At 74.5% G+C, this 14499-nt stretch carries 11 protein-coding genes; 10 read left to right on the forward strand and 1 reads right to left on the reverse strand.

Annotated elements, in window-relative coordinates; all coding sequences use genetic code 11:
• The first annotated feature begins 15 nt into the window (after positions 1 to 15).
• The 10 genes from IF01_RS0138905 to IF01_RS0138950 all read left to right on the forward strand — a co-directional run bounded on the left by IF01_RS0138905 (position 16) and on the right by IF01_RS0138950 (position 12915).
• Entirely contained in the window at positions 16 to 837 is an 822-nt protein-coding gene (locus IF01_RS0138905) for a transketolase (protein WP_037782877.1), read from the forward strand.
• Complete coding sequence (locus tag IF01_RS0138910) at positions 821 to 1753, forward strand: transketolase family protein (RefSeq protein ID WP_030398376.1); 933 nt, start codon at positions 821 to 823, stop codon at positions 1751 to 1753. Before IF01_RS0138905 ends, IF01_RS0138910 begins: the two co-directional genes overlap by 17 nt.
• Positions 1750 to 3522: a thiamine pyrophosphate-binding protein gene (locus IF01_RS51285; RefSeq protein WP_030398377.1), complete on the forward strand. Its 1773-nt coding sequence runs from the start codon at positions 1750 to 1752 to the stop codon at positions 3520 to 3522. The genes IF01_RS0138910 and IF01_RS51285 overlap by 4 nt, the downstream gene beginning before the upstream one ends.
• Complete coding sequence (locus IF01_RS0138920; protein WP_030398378.1) at positions 3515 to 4819, forward strand: condensation domain-containing protein; 1305 nt, start codon at positions 3515 to 3517, stop codon at positions 4817 to 4819. Before IF01_RS51285 ends, IF01_RS0138920 begins: the two co-directional genes overlap by 8 nt.
• Positions 4816 to 5787, forward strand: a complete 972-nt coding sequence (locus IF01_RS0138925) for a phytanoyl-CoA dioxygenase family protein (protein ID WP_030398379.1) — start codon at positions 4816 to 4818, stop codon at positions 5785 to 5787. The genes IF01_RS0138920 and IF01_RS0138925 overlap by 4 nt, the downstream gene beginning before the upstream one ends.
• The gene (locus IF01_RS49455; protein WP_078880715.1) at positions 5774 to 8347 is read left to right on the forward strand and encodes an amino acid adenylation domain-containing protein; all 2574 of its coding nucleotides are present in this window, start codon (positions 5774 to 5776) and stop codon (positions 8345 to 8347) included. The genes IF01_RS0138925 and IF01_RS49455 overlap by 14 nt, the downstream gene beginning before the upstream one ends.
• A complete protein-coding gene (locus IF01_RS0138935; protein WP_094745750.1) occupies positions 8341 to 9366 on the forward strand; it encodes a zinc-dependent alcohol dehydrogenase in 1026 nt (341 codons plus the stop codon). Before IF01_RS49455 ends, IF01_RS0138935 begins: the two co-directional genes overlap by 7 nt.
• Positions 9363 to 10454, forward strand: coding sequence for an N-acetyl-gamma-glutamyl-phosphate reductase (argC, locus tag IF01_RS0138940; protein ID WP_233290332.1), 1092 nt, complete (start codon positions 9363 to 9365; stop codon positions 10452 to 10454). Before IF01_RS0138935 ends, argC begins: the two co-directional genes overlap by 4 nt.
• Before the next feature lie 5 nt (positions 10455 to 10459).
• Positions 10460 to 11656: a phosphoglycerate kinase gene (gene pgk, locus IF01_RS0138945; RefSeq protein WP_244215775.1), complete on the forward strand. Its 1197-nt coding sequence runs from the start codon at positions 10460 to 10462 to the stop codon at positions 11654 to 11656.
• Positions 11657 to 11760: 104 nt separating this feature from the next.
• Entirely contained in the window at positions 11761 to 12915 is a 1155-nt protein-coding gene (locus tag IF01_RS0138950) for an iron-containing alcohol dehydrogenase (protein ID WP_030398384.1), read from the forward strand.
• A 72-nt stretch (positions 12916 to 12987) separates the two neighbouring features.
• Here IF01_RS0138950 and IF01_RS0138955 read toward each other — a convergent pair whose 3' ends face one another.
• Entirely contained in the window at positions 12988 to 14433 is a 1446-nt protein-coding gene (locus IF01_RS0138955; protein ID WP_157855474.1) for an MFS transporter, read from the reverse strand.
• Between the last annotated feature and the right edge of the window lie 66 nt (positions 14434 to 14499).

Below are 14499 nucleotides of genomic sequence, written 5' to 3' on the forward strand. Positions count from 1 at the left end.
CGAAAGGATCAAGACTTGTCGTCGCAAGACGTGGCGCTGGTGCGCCGCCGGGCGGCACGGGCCCGAGCACTCGCGCTGACCACGGTCAGCACCGCCGGGACCGGCCACATCGGGGCGGACCTCTCCGCCATGGACATCCTCTGCGCGCTCCACTTCGGCGTGCTGCGCGGCGGCCCGGACGACCCGGACCGCGACCGCTTCATCCTCAGCAAGGCGCACGCCTCGGCCGCCATGTACAGCGTGCTCGCGCTCCGGGGCATCCTGCCCGAGGAGGAGCTCGCGACCTACGGAGCGGCTGACTCGCGGCTCAGCACGGTGGTCTCCACCCGGGTGCCCGGCATCGAGTTCAACACCGGCTCGCTCGGCCACGGCCTGTCGCTCGGCGTCGGCGCGGCGCTCGCCGCCCGGGTCCAGGGCTCCGGCCGCCGCACCTTCGTGCTCACCGGCGACGGCGAGCTCCAGGAGGGCAGCAACTGGGAGGCCGCGATGCTGGCGGCCTCGCGGGGGCTGGAGAACCTGGTCGTCATCGTCGACCGCAACCTCGCCCAGAAGGGCGCCAGCACCGAGGACATCAACGCCCTGGAGCCGCTGGACGAGAAGTGGCGCTCCTTCGGCTGGGCCGTGCGCACCGTCGACGGCCACGACGTCGAGGAACTGCTGACCGTCCTCGGCGGCGCGCCGCTGGAGCCGGGCCGGCCGACCTGCCTGATCGCCGCCACGGTCAAGGGCAAGGGCGTCTCCTTCATGGAGCGCAACCTCGAATGGCACAGCCGCCGACTGACCCCCGACCTTCTCGACCAGGCACTCCGGGAGCTTGAGCATGGCACCGACGACTGACTGCGCCGCCGCCTTCTCGGCGGCCCTGCTCGAACTGGCGCGCACCGACGAGCGGATCTGCATCGTCAACAACGACTCGGCCGAGACCCACTCGGCGCTCGGCTTCCAGGCCGAGCTGCCCGACCGCTTCGTCGACGTCGGCATCGCCGAGCAGAACCTCGTCGGCGTGTCGATCGGCCTGGCCAACGCCGGCCTGCGCCCGTTCGTCTACTCGGCCTCCTGCTTCCTGACCGCCCGGGCGCTGGAGCAGATCAAGAACGCCGCCTACACCAATGCCAACGTGGTGTTCTGCGGCTTCGTCAGCGGCCTCGCCTACGGCGCGCTCGGCGGCACCCACCACGCCGTCGAGGACCTCGCCTGGATGCGGTCGATCCCGCGGATGACCGTGCTCGCGCCGGCCACCCCGAACGACACCGTGGCCGCCCTGCGCGAGGCGATGACCCACGACGGCCCGGTCTACATCCGGATCGTCAGCAAGCTCGACACCCCCGAGCTGTTCCCGGCCGACCACACCTTCGCGTACGGCGGCTCGGTGCAGCTGCGCGAGGGCGAGGACGTCACCCTGGTCGGCACCGGCCTGCTCACCACCCGCCTGGTGGAGGCCGCGGAACTGCTCGCGGCCGACGGCGTCCGGGCCGGCGTACTGCACCTGGGCTCGGTCCAGCCGATCGACGCGGAGGCGATCGGACGGGCCGCGCGCCACAGCGGACGCCTGGTCGTCGCGGAGGACCACGTGCTCAACGGCGGCCTCGGCGGGGCGGTCGCCGAGACCGTCGTCCGCACCCACCCGGTGCCCGTGCTGCAGCTCGGCGTACCGAACGAGTACGCGCCGATCGGCCCGGCCGAGTTCCTCTACGAGCACTTCGGCCTGACCGCGCAGGGCGTGGCGAAGCGGGTGGCGCAGTGGCTGGCATGACCGTCACCGTGGCCGACTACACGGCCCGCTACCTGCACGCGCTGGGCGTGCGCACCTGCTACAGCCTCTCCGGCACCGGCTCCATCCACCTCGACCAGGCCTTCAGCCAGCAGTCCGGCCTGGTGACCATCTGCGCCCGGCACGAGACCGCGGCGGCGCTGATGGCCACCGGCGCGGCCAAGCTGACCGGCGAGCTCGGGGTGGCACTGGTCACCAGCGGCCCGGGCGCCGTCAACGCGCTGGCCGGACTGGTCGACGCCTATGCCGACGGTGTGCCCGTCCTGGTCGTCTCCGGCCAGGTCGAGACCCGGCACATGGAGGAGGGCGTGCGCTCCTTCGGCGTCCAGGGCTTCGGCGTGGTGCACAGCGCCCGCAGCATGACCAAGTACTCCGCGGTGGTGGAGCGCCCCGGCGACATCCGCCGCCACCTGGACGAGGCCGTCCGGCACGCCCTGGAGGGCCGCCCGGGCCCGGTCTGGCTGGACATCCCGCTGGACGTCCAGGCCGCGCGGGTCGACCCGGACGCCCTGGAGGGGGCCGAGCCGCCCGCCGCCGAACCGCGCGGCTCCGGCGCCCGGCAGACCGCCCGGCAGCTGATGACCATGCTGCGCTCCGCCGAGCGCCCGCTGATCGTCGCCGGCCAGGGCGTCCGGCAGGCCGACGCCGTGTCGGCCTTCCGGGCCGTGGTGGAGAAGCTGCGGATCCCGGTGGTCACCTCCCGGCTGGGCACCGACCTGCTGCCCTACGACTCGGAGTTCTGCTTCGGCCAGGGCGGCATCCGCGGCCGGCTCTACCCGGGGCTGATCATGGGCCGCTCGGACCTGGTGATCTCGCTCGGCTCCAGCCTCTCCACCGCCTTCGTCGGCGAGGACGCGGACGCCTTCGACCCGGAGGCCACCGTCGTCGCGGTCGACATCGACCCCTCGCAGCTGACCAAGAAGGGCGTCCGGGTGGACTTCCCGGTCTGCATGGACGTCGGCCGGCTGGTCGAGGCGCTCCAGGAGGAGGCGGCCGAACCCGCCGCCCCCGCCCACGAGGACTGGCTCGCCGAGTGCGCCGCGCTCAAGGCCGCCCACCCGACCGTCGGCGAGCAGCGGCCGGACGGACCGATCAACTCCTACCGGTTCGTCGACCGGCTGGAGGCGCAGACCGGCCCCGGCCACGTCTTCGTGGTCGACACCGGCAGCGCCTACTACGTCACCGGCCAGACCCTGGAGTTCACCGCCTCCCAGCGGGAGATCACCTCGGCCGCCTTCCTCAACATGGGCGCGGCCGTGCCGATGGCGGTCGGCGCGGCCTTCGCCCGGCCGGACGCCCAGGTGCTGGTGATCGTCGGCGACGGCGCGATCGAGCTCAACATCCAGGAACTCGCCACCATCAGCCAGTACGGGCTCGGCATCAAGGTGTTCGTGCTGAACAACGGCGGCTACGCCTCCATCCGCGAGTCGCAGGCCGCGCTGGTCGGGGGACCGGAGCTGGAGGAGCCCGAGACCCTCGACTTCTCCGCCGTCGCCACCGCGTTCCGGCTGCCGTACCGCACGCTGCGGCACACCGGCACCCTGGACGCCGACATCGCCACCGTGCTCGCCGAGGACGGACCGGCCCTGGTCGAGGTGATCTGCGACCCGGCGCAGCTGCTGCTGCGCCCGCTGCGGGCCGACGGCGGGCGCCGGGCCCACGACGGCGCCTCGATGGTCCGGGCCGGCGCGCCGGACGGGCTCCCGGCCCTCACGGACCTGGTCCGGGAGCGGGAGCTGAACCATGCGTGAGACCCTGCGGGCCTCCTGGAACCACCGGCACCGGCTCGGCCAGACCCGGGAGGACGCCGAACGGGGCGTGTTCAACCCGCACCACAGCACCCTGCCGCTGGTCCTGCACGGCACCCTCGACACGGCCGCGCTGAACCGCGCCTGGCACGCCGTGCAGCGCCGGCACCCGGCCCTGCTCAGCGGCTTCGACGCCGACCGGGCGCTGTGGCACGTCGGCGCCGCCGAGCCGCAGGACCTCCGGCGGCTGCCCGCCGGGGCGGACGAGGAGGCCGACCGGGCCGCGGTCCGTGACGCCGTGATCGAGCCCTTCGACCTGGTGAACGGGCCGGTCGCCCGGCTGGTGGTGCTGCCGCGCTCGCCGCGGGAGACGTACTTCGCGCTCGTCACCGAGCACATGGTGAGCGACGGCTGGTCGCTGAACGCCCTGATCCGGGACCTCGCCGTGCTCTACGGGCAGGAGGTGGGCGCGGCGGTGCCGCCGCTGCCGCCGGTCGAGCTGCCCTTCCAGGAGTTCGTCCGCCGGCAGAACCTCGCCGTCGACTCGCCGGCCGGGCGCGCCGCGCTCGCCCGGCTGGCCGCCCGGCTGGACGGCGTCGGCGCGATCCCGGCGATGCCTGTCGAGGGGTTCAGCGGCGCGACCGGCATCCGGTACGAGGAGAACGAGGACTTCGTCCGCCGACTGCCGGGCGAGCTGTGCCGCGACCTCGCCGCGGCGGCCCGCCCGCTGCGGATGACCGGCCTGAACCTCATGCACGCCGCGCTCCACCGGGCGCTGTACGAGCGCTCGGGCCGCCCGGTGGTCGCCACCACGCTGTCCACCGCCAACCGGGAACTGCCCGGACTCACCCACACCGTGGGCTGGTTCGCCAGCAAGACGGTACTGGCCAGCGAGCCCGGCCGGCACCCCGACCCGGTGGGGTACCTGCGGCACTTCCGCGAGCGGATCCTGACCACGCTCGACGACAGCGACCTGCCGTGGCCCGCCCTGATCGACCTGATGGACCCGCCGGCGCTCGGCCGGCAGGCCACCGTCCCGTACGTCACCTTCAACGCCCGGCCGCTCGCCATGCGCCGCAGCGTCGGCGAGATCGAGATCCCCGGCGTGCGGACCGCACCGCTGCGGATCTCCAACGGCTGGCACGACGCCGCGATCGCGACCTTCTGGGACGAGGACGAGGACGGCGTCACCGTGAACGTCATGTTCAAGACCGACTGGTACACCGCCCCCGACGTCCTGGCCCTGTGGGACGCCGTGGAGGCCCGGCTGCACCGGTGGGCCGAGGAGCTGCGCCCGTGACCGGCGCGCCCGTGCCCACCAACCCGTCGACGAGGGAGAACACCATGCAGGACACCGGCATGCACATCGCGACCGTTCGCGAGTCGACCGTCGAGACCGCCGTCGAGCGCGACTGGACGCCGCTCACCGACGAGCAGTTCGAGAGCTACGAGCAGAACGGCTACCTCCACCTCAAGGGTCTGTTCAGCCCCGAGGAGGTGGAGCGCGGCCTCGCCGTCATCGACGAGGTGGTCGCCGACGGCGCGCGGACCATCGAGAACCACGCCAGCTTCACCGACCGCGCCCACACCGTGCGGGTGCGCGACGCGGTGGCCCGCACCGCCGGCATGGACTACTTCCTCGACCACCCGAAGCTGGTCGGCCCGCTGATGTCGCTGCTCGCCGGCAGCGTCCAGCTGCTCGGCACCGAGATCTTCGTCCGCTCGCTCCAGGACGAGGCGCTGGAGTACTGGCACACCGACGGCGGCGAGTACCTGCAGCAGCTGCGGCTCGTCCACGGCAGCCCGAGCCTGCAGATCAAGGCGCAGGTGTTCTTCACCGACACCACGAAGTCCGACAGCGGCAACTTCCTGCTCGTCCCCGGCAGCCACCGCAAGGTGCCGACCGACCGGACGGCGCTCTGCTACATCGAGGAGCTCGACGAGCCGCTGCGCCAGGGGGTGCTGCCCGACGACGCCCTGGAGGTCAAGGCCGCGCCGGGCGACGTGCTGATCTTCCCGTACTCGCTGTGGCACGCGGTGGCGCCCAACAAGGTCCAGGAGCGCAAGACCTTCATCCTGCGCTACGGGCACCTCTGGCACCGTCCGCACGACTACCTCCAGCAGCCCGCCGAGGTGCTGGACCGGATGTCGCCGCGCCTGCGCCGGATGTTCGGCGACTTCGGCGATCAGGTCCACCCCACCGACTACTACAAGCCGGTCGACCAGGGTGACGTGATGGCGGTCGGTGGCAACCATGCAGCTGTCTGACCAGCCCGACCTTGTGGCCGGCGCCCGGTCGCTGCCGGAGCTGTTCGCCCGCGTCGCCGCCGTGCGCGGCGACGCGGCGGCGGTGGCCGGCGGCGGCGAGCGGCTCGGCTACGCCGAGCTCGACCGGCGGGCCGGGGCCCTCGCCGCCCGGCTGACCGCCGCCGGTCTGGGCCGCGGCGACCTGGTGGGCGTGCTCCTGGAGCGCTCGCACCGGGCGCCCGCCCGGATCCTCGGCATCCTGAAGTCCGGTGCGGCGTACGTGCCGCTCGACCCGTCGTACCCGGCCGAGCGGCTCCGGTTCATGGCCGCCGACGCCGGCCTCGCGGCCCTGGTCGGCGACCCCGACCGGGCCGCGGCCTGCGGGCTGGACGCGCTGCCCGTGATCGACCCGGAGGCCGTCGAGGCGGAGCCGGCCCGACCCGCCGAGGCCGGTGGGACCGTCGCGGCCGCACCCGGCCCGGACGACCCGGCCTACGTGATCTACACCTCCGGCTCCACCGGCGTGCCCAAGGGCTGCGTGGTCACCCACGGCAACGTCCTGGAACTGCTGCGGGCCACCCTGCCGCTGTTCGAGCTCGGCACCGACGACCGCTGGACCCTCTTCCACTCCGCCTCCTTCGACTTCTCGGTCTGGGAGCTGTGGGGCGCCTGGGCGACCGGCGCGACCGCCGTCCCGGTGCCCGCCGCCACGGCGCAGGCCCCGGAGGACTTCCTGCGGCTGCTGGCGGACGAGCGGATCACGGTGCTCAACCAGGTCCCGTCCGCCTTCCGCCACCTGGCCCGGGAGTACGGCGACTCGGGCGCCCCGGCGACCGCGCTGCGGTACGTGGTCTTCGGCGGCGAGAGCGTCGACCTCGACGTGGTGCGCGGCTTCCTCGCCGCCGCGGCCGCCGCACCCGGCCCGGCGCCCGTGATGGTCAACATGTACGGCATCACCGAGACCACCGTGCACGCCACCCACCTGGTGCTCACCCCGGAGCAGCTGGCCGGCGGCGCCGCCTCGCCGATCGGCCGCCCGCTGCCCCATCTGGCGATCGAACTGCGCGACGACGCCCTCCAGTCGGTCCCGGACGGCGAGGTCGGCGAGATGTGGGTGGCCGGGGCGGGGGTCGCCGACGGCTACCTGAACCGGCCCGAACTCACCGCCGAACGCTTCCGCACCCTCGACGGCCGCCGGATGTACCGCACCGGCGACCTCGCCCGCCGGCTGCCCGACGGAGCCCTCGCCTACCTCGGCCGCAACGACCAGCAGGTCAAGCTCCGCGGCCACCGGGTCGAGCTCGGCGAGGTCGAGGCCGGTCTGCGGGCCGCCCCGCAGGTCCGCGACGCGGCCGCGCTGGTCGTCCGGGACGGCGCGGGCAACGAACTGCTGACCGCGCTGGTCGTCCCGTCCGGCCCGGGTGAGCCGGACCTCGCCGCCCTGCGGCGGTTCGCCCGCGCCACCATGCCCGCGCAGCTGGTCCCCAACCGCTTCCACCCGGTGGCGGAGCTGCCGCTCACCTCCTCCGGAAAGCTCGACCGGAAGGCGCTGGCCGAGCTGGCGCCGCGGGCCGGGGCGCTGCGGGTCGGGGCGCAGCGGGTCGGGGCGCAGCGGGAAGAGGCACAGCGGGAAGAGGCGCCGCGCACCCGCGTCCTGGTGCTCGACCCGATCGACCCGGGGGCGCTGGACGAGCTGCGCCGACGCTACGACGTCACCGTGGCGCTGCGCCCGCCCGTCGACGAACTGCTCGGGCTGGTACGCGACCAGGAAGTGATCGTGCTGCGCAGCGGGGTCCGACTGGACGCCCCCGTCATCGCGGCGGCCGCCCGGCTCAAGGTGATCGCCCGGGCGGGTTCCGGGATCGACAACATCGACGTCGGGGCGGCCCGGGCGGCCGGCGTGACGGTCTTCAACATCCCCGCCGTCTCCGCCCCGGCCGTCGCCGAGCTGGCCCTCGGGCTGATGCTCACGGTCGGGCGCCACCTGGCGCTCGCGGACCGCCAGGTGCGCTCCGGGATCTGGAACAAGGCCGCGCTCTCCGGCGTCGAACTCGGCGGCAAGACCCTGGGTCTGGTCGGCTACGGCCGGATCGGCTCCCGGATCGCGGCGCTCGGCCGCGCCCTCGGCATGCGGGTGCTGGTCGACGTGGCCCGTCCCGACGACGACCGCCGAAACGAACTGGAGCGGCTCGACTACGAGTTGGCGCCACTGAAGACGCTGCTGCCGGCCGCCGACGTGGTCTGCCTGGCCGTCCCGCTGACCGACCGGACGCACCACCTGATCGACGCCGCCGCGCTGGCCGCGATGAAGCCGACCGCCTTGCTGGTCAATGTCTCCCGCGGCCTGGTCGTCGACGAGGACGCGCTGTACGAGGCGCTCGCCGAGGGCCGGATCGGCGGTGCCGGGCTCGACGTGGTGGCCGAGGAGGGCCGTCCGAACCGGCTCCACGAGCTGGACAACGTGGTGATCACCCCGCACATCGGCGCTATGTCGGTGGACTCGCAGGTCCGGATCGGCCGCATCCTGGTCGACTCGGTGGTCGCCGCCCTGGCCGGCCAGGAGGTGCCGAACCAGTGCTGACGACCAGTCAGGACATCATGGACAGTGCGGTGCTGGCCGACTACGGCCGGATCGAGCACCGGCGCACCCCGCTGCCGCCGGTCGCCCCCGGCGAGCTGCTGGTCCGGGTGCTCGCCACCGGCATCTGCGGCTCCGACCTGGCCACCTACCGCGGCGCCCATCCGTACAAGACCGCGCCGACCGTGCTCGGCCACGAACTGTGCGGCACCGTCGTCAACCCGGCCGGCGGGTTCGCGGAGGGCGAGCTGGTGTGCGCCGCCGCCTACGCGCACTGCGGCGACTGCCCGATGTGCGTCCGGGGGCGCACCAACCTGTGCGCCGCCAAGGCCAACCTGTGCCACCTCGGCTGGGACGGCTCCTTCGCGCAGTACGTGACGCTGCGGCCCGCCATGACCTACCGCCTGCCCGCCGGCACCGATCCGGAACTCGGGGCGCTGGTCGAGCCGTTGTCGATCGCCCACCACGCCGTCGCCCTGGCCGGCCCGGCGGACGGGCGGGCCGTGCGGATCATCGGCGCGGGCAACATCGGCCTCGGCTGCCTGCTCGCCGCCAAACGGCTCGGCTTCGGCACCGTCGTCTGCTCCGACCTCGGCCCGGACAAGGGCCGCCGCGCCGAGGCCCTCGGCGCCGACGGCTACCTCGACGTACTGGCCGGCGAGGCCGCCCCGGGCCCGGCCGCACCGGAGGCCGACGTGGTGCTCGTCGCCGCCGGCCACCCGGGCGCGGTGGACGAGGCGGTCCGGGCGGTGCGGCCCGGCGGGACCGTGGTCGTGGTCAGCTTCTTCGACCGCCCGCCCGCCGTCGCGGTCAACGCCCTGGTCGGCAAGGAGGTCCGGGTGATCGGCTCCTCGCTGTCCACCGCCGAGGACTTCCACGCCGTCATCGGCTGGCTCGCCGAGGGCAGCGTCGACCCGCGGCCCATGGTCACCCACCGCTTCGGCCTCGCCGACGCCGGCGCCGCACTGGCACTGATGGCGGCCGGCGAACCGGCCACCGGAAAGATCATCATCACCCCGTGAGGACACGCATGACGCTCACCATCGGCATCGTCGGCGGCACCGGGCACGCGGGCGGCGAACTCTGCCGCCTGCTGCTGAACCACCCCGGCGTCGCCACCATCCTGCCCACCGCCCGCGGCGGCGAGGACCTCGAACGGGTCCACCCCAACCTGCTCGGCAGCGGGCTCGCCTTCACCACCGTCGAGCAGCTGCGCGAGCGGGCCGCCGAACTCGACGTGGTGTTCTTCTGCACCCCCTCGGGCGAGGCGATGCGCTCCGCGCCGTACTTCCTGGAGCGCGGCGTCAAGGTGGTCGACGTCAGCGCCGACTTCCGGTTCGCCGAAGCCGACCGCTACCGCGAGGTCTACGGCGAGGAGCACGCCAGCCCGCAGCTGCTGGCGGAGGCCGTCTACGGCGTCACCGAGCTGTACCGCGACCGGGTCGCCGCGGCCCGGCTGGTGGCCAACCCCGGCTGCTACGCCATCACCACCGTGCTCGGCCTCGCCCCGCTGCTGCGCTCCGGGCTCGCCGACCTGGACACCGCGATCCACCTCGCCGCCGTCAACGGCACCTCCGGCGCGGGCAACAAGCCGAAGACCGAGATCATGCACGCCGAGGCCTTCGCCTCGATGCTGCCCTACAGCCTGGAGGGCCACCGGCACGCCCCCGAGCTGGAGACCCAGCTCGCCCCGCTGGCCGGCCGCGAGCCCGTCGTCGACATGACCACCGCCCACGGCAACTTCGTCCGCGGCATCTACATCCAGGCCAGCGTCGCGGTCCGCGCGGAGGCCCGGGCCGGCCTGGACCGCGCCGCCCTGCTCGACCTCTACCGCGAGCACTACGCCGACGAGCACTTCGTGCGCGTCAACACCTTCGCCAAGCAGGGCAAGCTCAACGCCAAGGAGTACGGCGTCTACCCGAGCCTCACCTCGGTGGCCGGCTCCAACTTCTGCCACATCGGGGTGGACTACGACCCGGTGCGCGGCTTCGCCAAGGTCGTCGCGGTGACCGACAACCTGGTCAAGGGGGCGGCCGGTTCGGCGATCCAGAACATGAACCTGATGTTCGGCCTGGACGAGCGCGCCGGCCTCGGGCACTACGGCCTGTGACCGGGATGCGGCTGCTCGCCGACCACACCCCGGCGCCCGGCGAGCGCTGGATCTACTCGGCCGGGTTCAACGCCGGTCCCGCGCTCGCCGACACCGGCCGGATCGACGTCGAACTGGCCGACCTCGCCCGGCTGTCGGACGCCGGCGCGCGGACCGCCCTGCTCAGCCACCAGGGCAGCGCCAAGGACGGCAGCGCCCGCCACCTGGACTACCTGGCCGACTACCTCTCCCGGCGGCTCGGCCGCCCGGTGCGCTACCTGCCGGAGAACAGCACGGCCCGCGCCCGGGCCTGGGCCCGGGAGTTGGGCCCCGGGGAGATCGCGCTGTTCGGCAACACCCGCCTCGACCCGGGCGAGGAGCGCGGTGACCCCGAACTCGCCCGCGCCCTGGCCGGTCTGGGCGACCGGGTGGCGATCGGCGGCTTCTCCAAGGCGCACCGGCGGCACGCCTCCAACACCGGCCTGCTCGACCATCTGCCCGGCTGGGCCGCGGCCGGCCTGGTCGGGGAGGCCCGCGCCCTCGACCCCTGGGCAGCCGGCGCCCGTGACAGCGCGGGTGGCGGCGCCGTCGCCGGCGACGGCCCGTCGGTCGCGGTGCTCGGCGGCGTCAAACCGGAGAAGACGCTGATCGGCCTGCGCGGCCTCACCCGCACCCACCACCTGGTGATCCCGGGCGGCGTCGTGCTCAACACCCTGCTCGCGGTCACCGGCCACCGGATCGGCCGCTCCGAGCTGGGCAGCGACCCCGAGGGCTGCGCCCGGGCGGCGCGCGAGGTCCTGGCCCGCACCGGCGGGGCGGGCATCCACCTGCCGCGCGTGGTCGTCGCGGCCGGCCCGGACGGCACCGTCCGGCACCTGCCGCTCGACCGGGGCGTGCCGGACGACCACGCCATCGTCGACTTCGAGGTCCAGCCGGGCGCGATCGAGCTGCTCCGCCGCGCCGGACGGGTCCTGGTCGCCGGCACCCCCGGCCGCCACGCCGAGGGCAACCGGTACGCGGCGGCGGCCGTGCTCGCCGCCCGGGCGCACGCCCCCGGCGGCACGCTGCTGCTGGGCGGCGACACCGTGGCCGAACTGCCCTGGGACGGGCCGCGCTCCACCGGCGGGGGATCGGCCCTGCAGTACCTGGTCGAGGGCACCTGCGCGGTGTTCGAGGCACTCGCCGCCAATGCCGCCCGCACCGACCCCGAGCACCGGCCCTGAGCACCGGCCTGAGCACCGGCCCGAGCACCGGCCCTGAGCACGGACCGCGCACAGACCCCGCACCGACCCGACCCCGCACCAGCCCCGGCGAGGAGCCGCCCACGATGACCACCGACCCGCACCCCGGCACCGTCGACCTGGACGACCTGCCCGTCCCCACCCGGGTGGTCCTCGGCCGGGGCGTGCTCGACCGGCTCGGCCCGCTCGCCGCCCCGCTGGGCGGCCACGCCCTGCTGGTCTGCGGCCGGACCGCGATGCGCCGCACCGGCATCCTGGACCGGGCGCTCGGCTCGCTCACCGCCGCCGGCCTCGCCGTCACGGTCTTCGACCGGATCAGCGCCAACCCCCGCTCGGACGAGATCGACGAGGCGCTCGCGCTCGCCCGGGCGAGCGGCTGCGACCTGGTGGTCGGCCTCGGCGGCGGCAGCGCCATCGACGCGGCGAAGGCCGTCGCGGTCGCCGGTGACGCCGACACCGTGCGCGAGCTGATCGGCCGCACCCTGCCCGGCTCCGCCGCCGCGCTGCCGGTCGTCGCCGTCCCGACCACCGCCGGCAGCGGCTCGGAGGTCACCCAGGGCGCCATCGTCACCGACGTGGTGCGGGGCTTCAAGTCCGGCATCCGCGGCGAGGACGTGGCCCCCAGGATCGCGCTCGTCGACCCGGACCTCACCGACCGGCTGCCCGTCGCCGTCGCCCTGGAGAGCGGCTTCGACGCCCTGGCCCACGCGGTCGAGGGCGCGGTCGCCAGGCGCGCGACCGCGCAGAGCCGGGCGTACTCCCACCGGGCCCTCGCCCTGGTCCGCGACCATCTGCCCGGGCTGGCCCGCGGCGCGGCCACGCCCGAGGCCCGCGAGGCGATGGCGCTGGCCGCCCTGCTGGGCGGGGTGAACGTCACCACCGTCAGCACCTGCCTGCCGCACCGCCTCCAGCAGGCCATGGGCGCCGTCGCCGGCAACCCGCTCTCGCACGGCCGCGGTCTGGCCCTGCTCTACCCCGCCTGGCTGCGCAGCGCCCGCCCCTTCGCGGACGAGGCCTTCGACGCGATCGGGGACACCCTGGGCCACCGGGACGCCGCCACCGCTGTGGACGCGCTGCTCGCGAGCACCGGCCTGGCCACGTCGCTGGCCGAACAGGGCTACACCGAGCGGGACATCGACACCTTCGTGGCCGGACTCAGCGGCAACCTGGAGAACGACCCGCACCCCGAGGTCGACACCGAGCTGGTCCGCTCGCTCTACCGCGCCAGCCTGACCCGCTGACGCGTCCGGCCCCGGGCGCCCCGGGTGCCCCGGTGCCCCGGCCCCGCCCCGGCCCCCCGACCCGCCGACGGGTCAGGGGGCCGACGTGTCCGCCGGGGCAGGGTTCGGGGTGGCGGTCGCCGCGCCGCGGCGGAGCAGCAGGACGGCCAGCACACCGATCACCGCCGCCAGCAGGGTGGAGCCGATGGTGATCGCCGCGAAGCCCCGCCCGGAGGCGTGGGTCGCGGTGCCGACGAAGCTCGCGAAGAGCGAGCCGAACATCGACACCGCGATCGCCTCGCTGCCGAGGCGGACGGTGTTGATCCAGCCCGCGCCCATGCCGGCCTCGTGCTCGGGCACCTGGGCCAGCGCCTCGCCGTCGACCAGTCCGGCCTGGAGGCCGAAACCGGCGCCGACGACGACCAGCGGCAGGGCCATCCAGGCGAGCCCCTGCGGGGCGGCGGCGCCCGCCAGGACCAGACCCACCACCAGCAGGCCGATGCTCCAGGCGAGGATCCGGTCCATGGCGGCGCCGCGCGCGACCAGCCGGCCGGCGAGCAGCGGGGCGATCAGCACCGGCATGGTCATGAACATCAGCAGGGCGCCGCTCTCGCCCGGCGAGGAGCCGTAGGCGCCCTGGAAGAACACCGGGATGTAGGCGACCGCGTTGGTGAAGGTGAACGACGCCACCGCGATCACCAGCGTCATCCCGGAGAACCGCGCGTTGCGCAGGGTGCGCAGGCTCAGCAGCGGGGTCGGCGCGGTGGCCTCCTGCCGGGCGAACAGCCCGTAGCCGGCCAGGCCGGCGGCCGTGCAGAGCAGGAACTGCGGGGACAGCCAGCCGGTCTGCGAGCCGAGCACCAGGCCGCCGAGGAGCAGGCCGGTCGCCGCGCAGAACAGCACCGCGCCGGTCACGTCGATCCGGGCGGTCCGCCGGGTGCCGTGGGCGGTCGCCCGGCGGATCAGCGGCATGGCGGCGCAGGCGACCACCAGGCAGGCCAGTTGGAAGCCGAACACCAGCCGCCAGCCGACGAGCTGGGTGAACAGGCCGCACAGCGACGGGCCGAAGGCCAGCGACAGGCCCGCGACGGCGCCCAGCAGGGCGAAGGCCCGGGTGCGGCGTTCGCCGGTGAAGCTGGTGGAGATGATCGCCGAGCCGACCGAGAAGACGGCGCCCGCGCCGACCCCCGCGACCAGCCGGGAGGCGTCCAGCAGCAAGTAGCCGGAGGACAGGACGCTGAGCGCGGAGCCGGCGCCGAAGGTCAGCAGGCCGATCAGCAGGGCCCGCCACCGTCCGATGACGTCCGCGACCGAGCCCCAGACGAGCGTGGCGCAGGCGAAGGTCAGGTTGTAGCCGTTCAGGGCCCACTGCTCGCCGGTGGACGACGACCCGAGGTCCGCGGCGATGTCGCCCAGCGCGACCGCCGTCCCGGAGACGGACAGCGGGACGGTGAAGACGGCGAGCATGACGACGGGCATCACCAGGCGCAGGCCGGGCGGCCCGGTGGCCGGGGCCGGCCGCGTTGTGTCGGAGGTCATCGAGGTCATCGTTCTCCTCTACCCGACTTCCGCGCGCGGAAGTCGAAGGAACAGCAACGGAAAACG

The organism is Kitasatospora purpeofusca, from assembly GCF_000718025.1.
GTDB lineage: Bacteria > Actinomycetota > Actinomycetes > Streptomycetales > Streptomycetaceae > Kitasatospora > Kitasatospora purpeofusca.

What these genes read in the sequence shown, in the direction of transcription:
- IF01_RS0138950 (WP_030398384.1), top strand. Translation starts at nt 11,761, where the DNA reads ATGACCACCGACCCGCACCCCGGCACCGTCGACCTGGACGACCTGCCC.
- IF01_RS0138955 (WP_157855474.1), bottom strand. Translation starts at nt 14,433, where the DNA reads ATGACCTCCGACACAACGCGGCCGGCCCCGGCCACCGGGCCGCCCGGC.
- IF01_RS51285 (WP_030398377.1), top strand. Translation starts at nt 1,750, where the DNA reads ATGACCGTCACCGTGGCCGACTACACGGCCCGCTACCTGCACGCGCTG.
- pgk (WP_244215775.1), top strand. Translation starts at nt 10,460, where the DNA reads ATGCGGCTGCTCGCCGACCACACCCCGGCGCCCGGCGAGCGCTGGATC.
- IF01_RS0138920 (WP_030398378.1), top strand. Translation starts at nt 3,515, where the DNA reads ATGCGTGAGACCCTGCGGGCCTCCTGGAACCACCGGCACCGGCTCGGC.
- IF01_RS0138910 (WP_030398376.1), top strand. Translation starts at nt 821, where the DNA reads ATGGCACCGACGACTGACTGCGCCGCCGCCTTCTCGGCGGCCCTGCTC.
- IF01_RS49455 (WP_078880715.1), top strand. Translation starts at nt 5,774, where the DNA reads ATGCAGCTGTCTGACCAGCCCGACCTTGTGGCCGGCGCCCGGTCGCTG.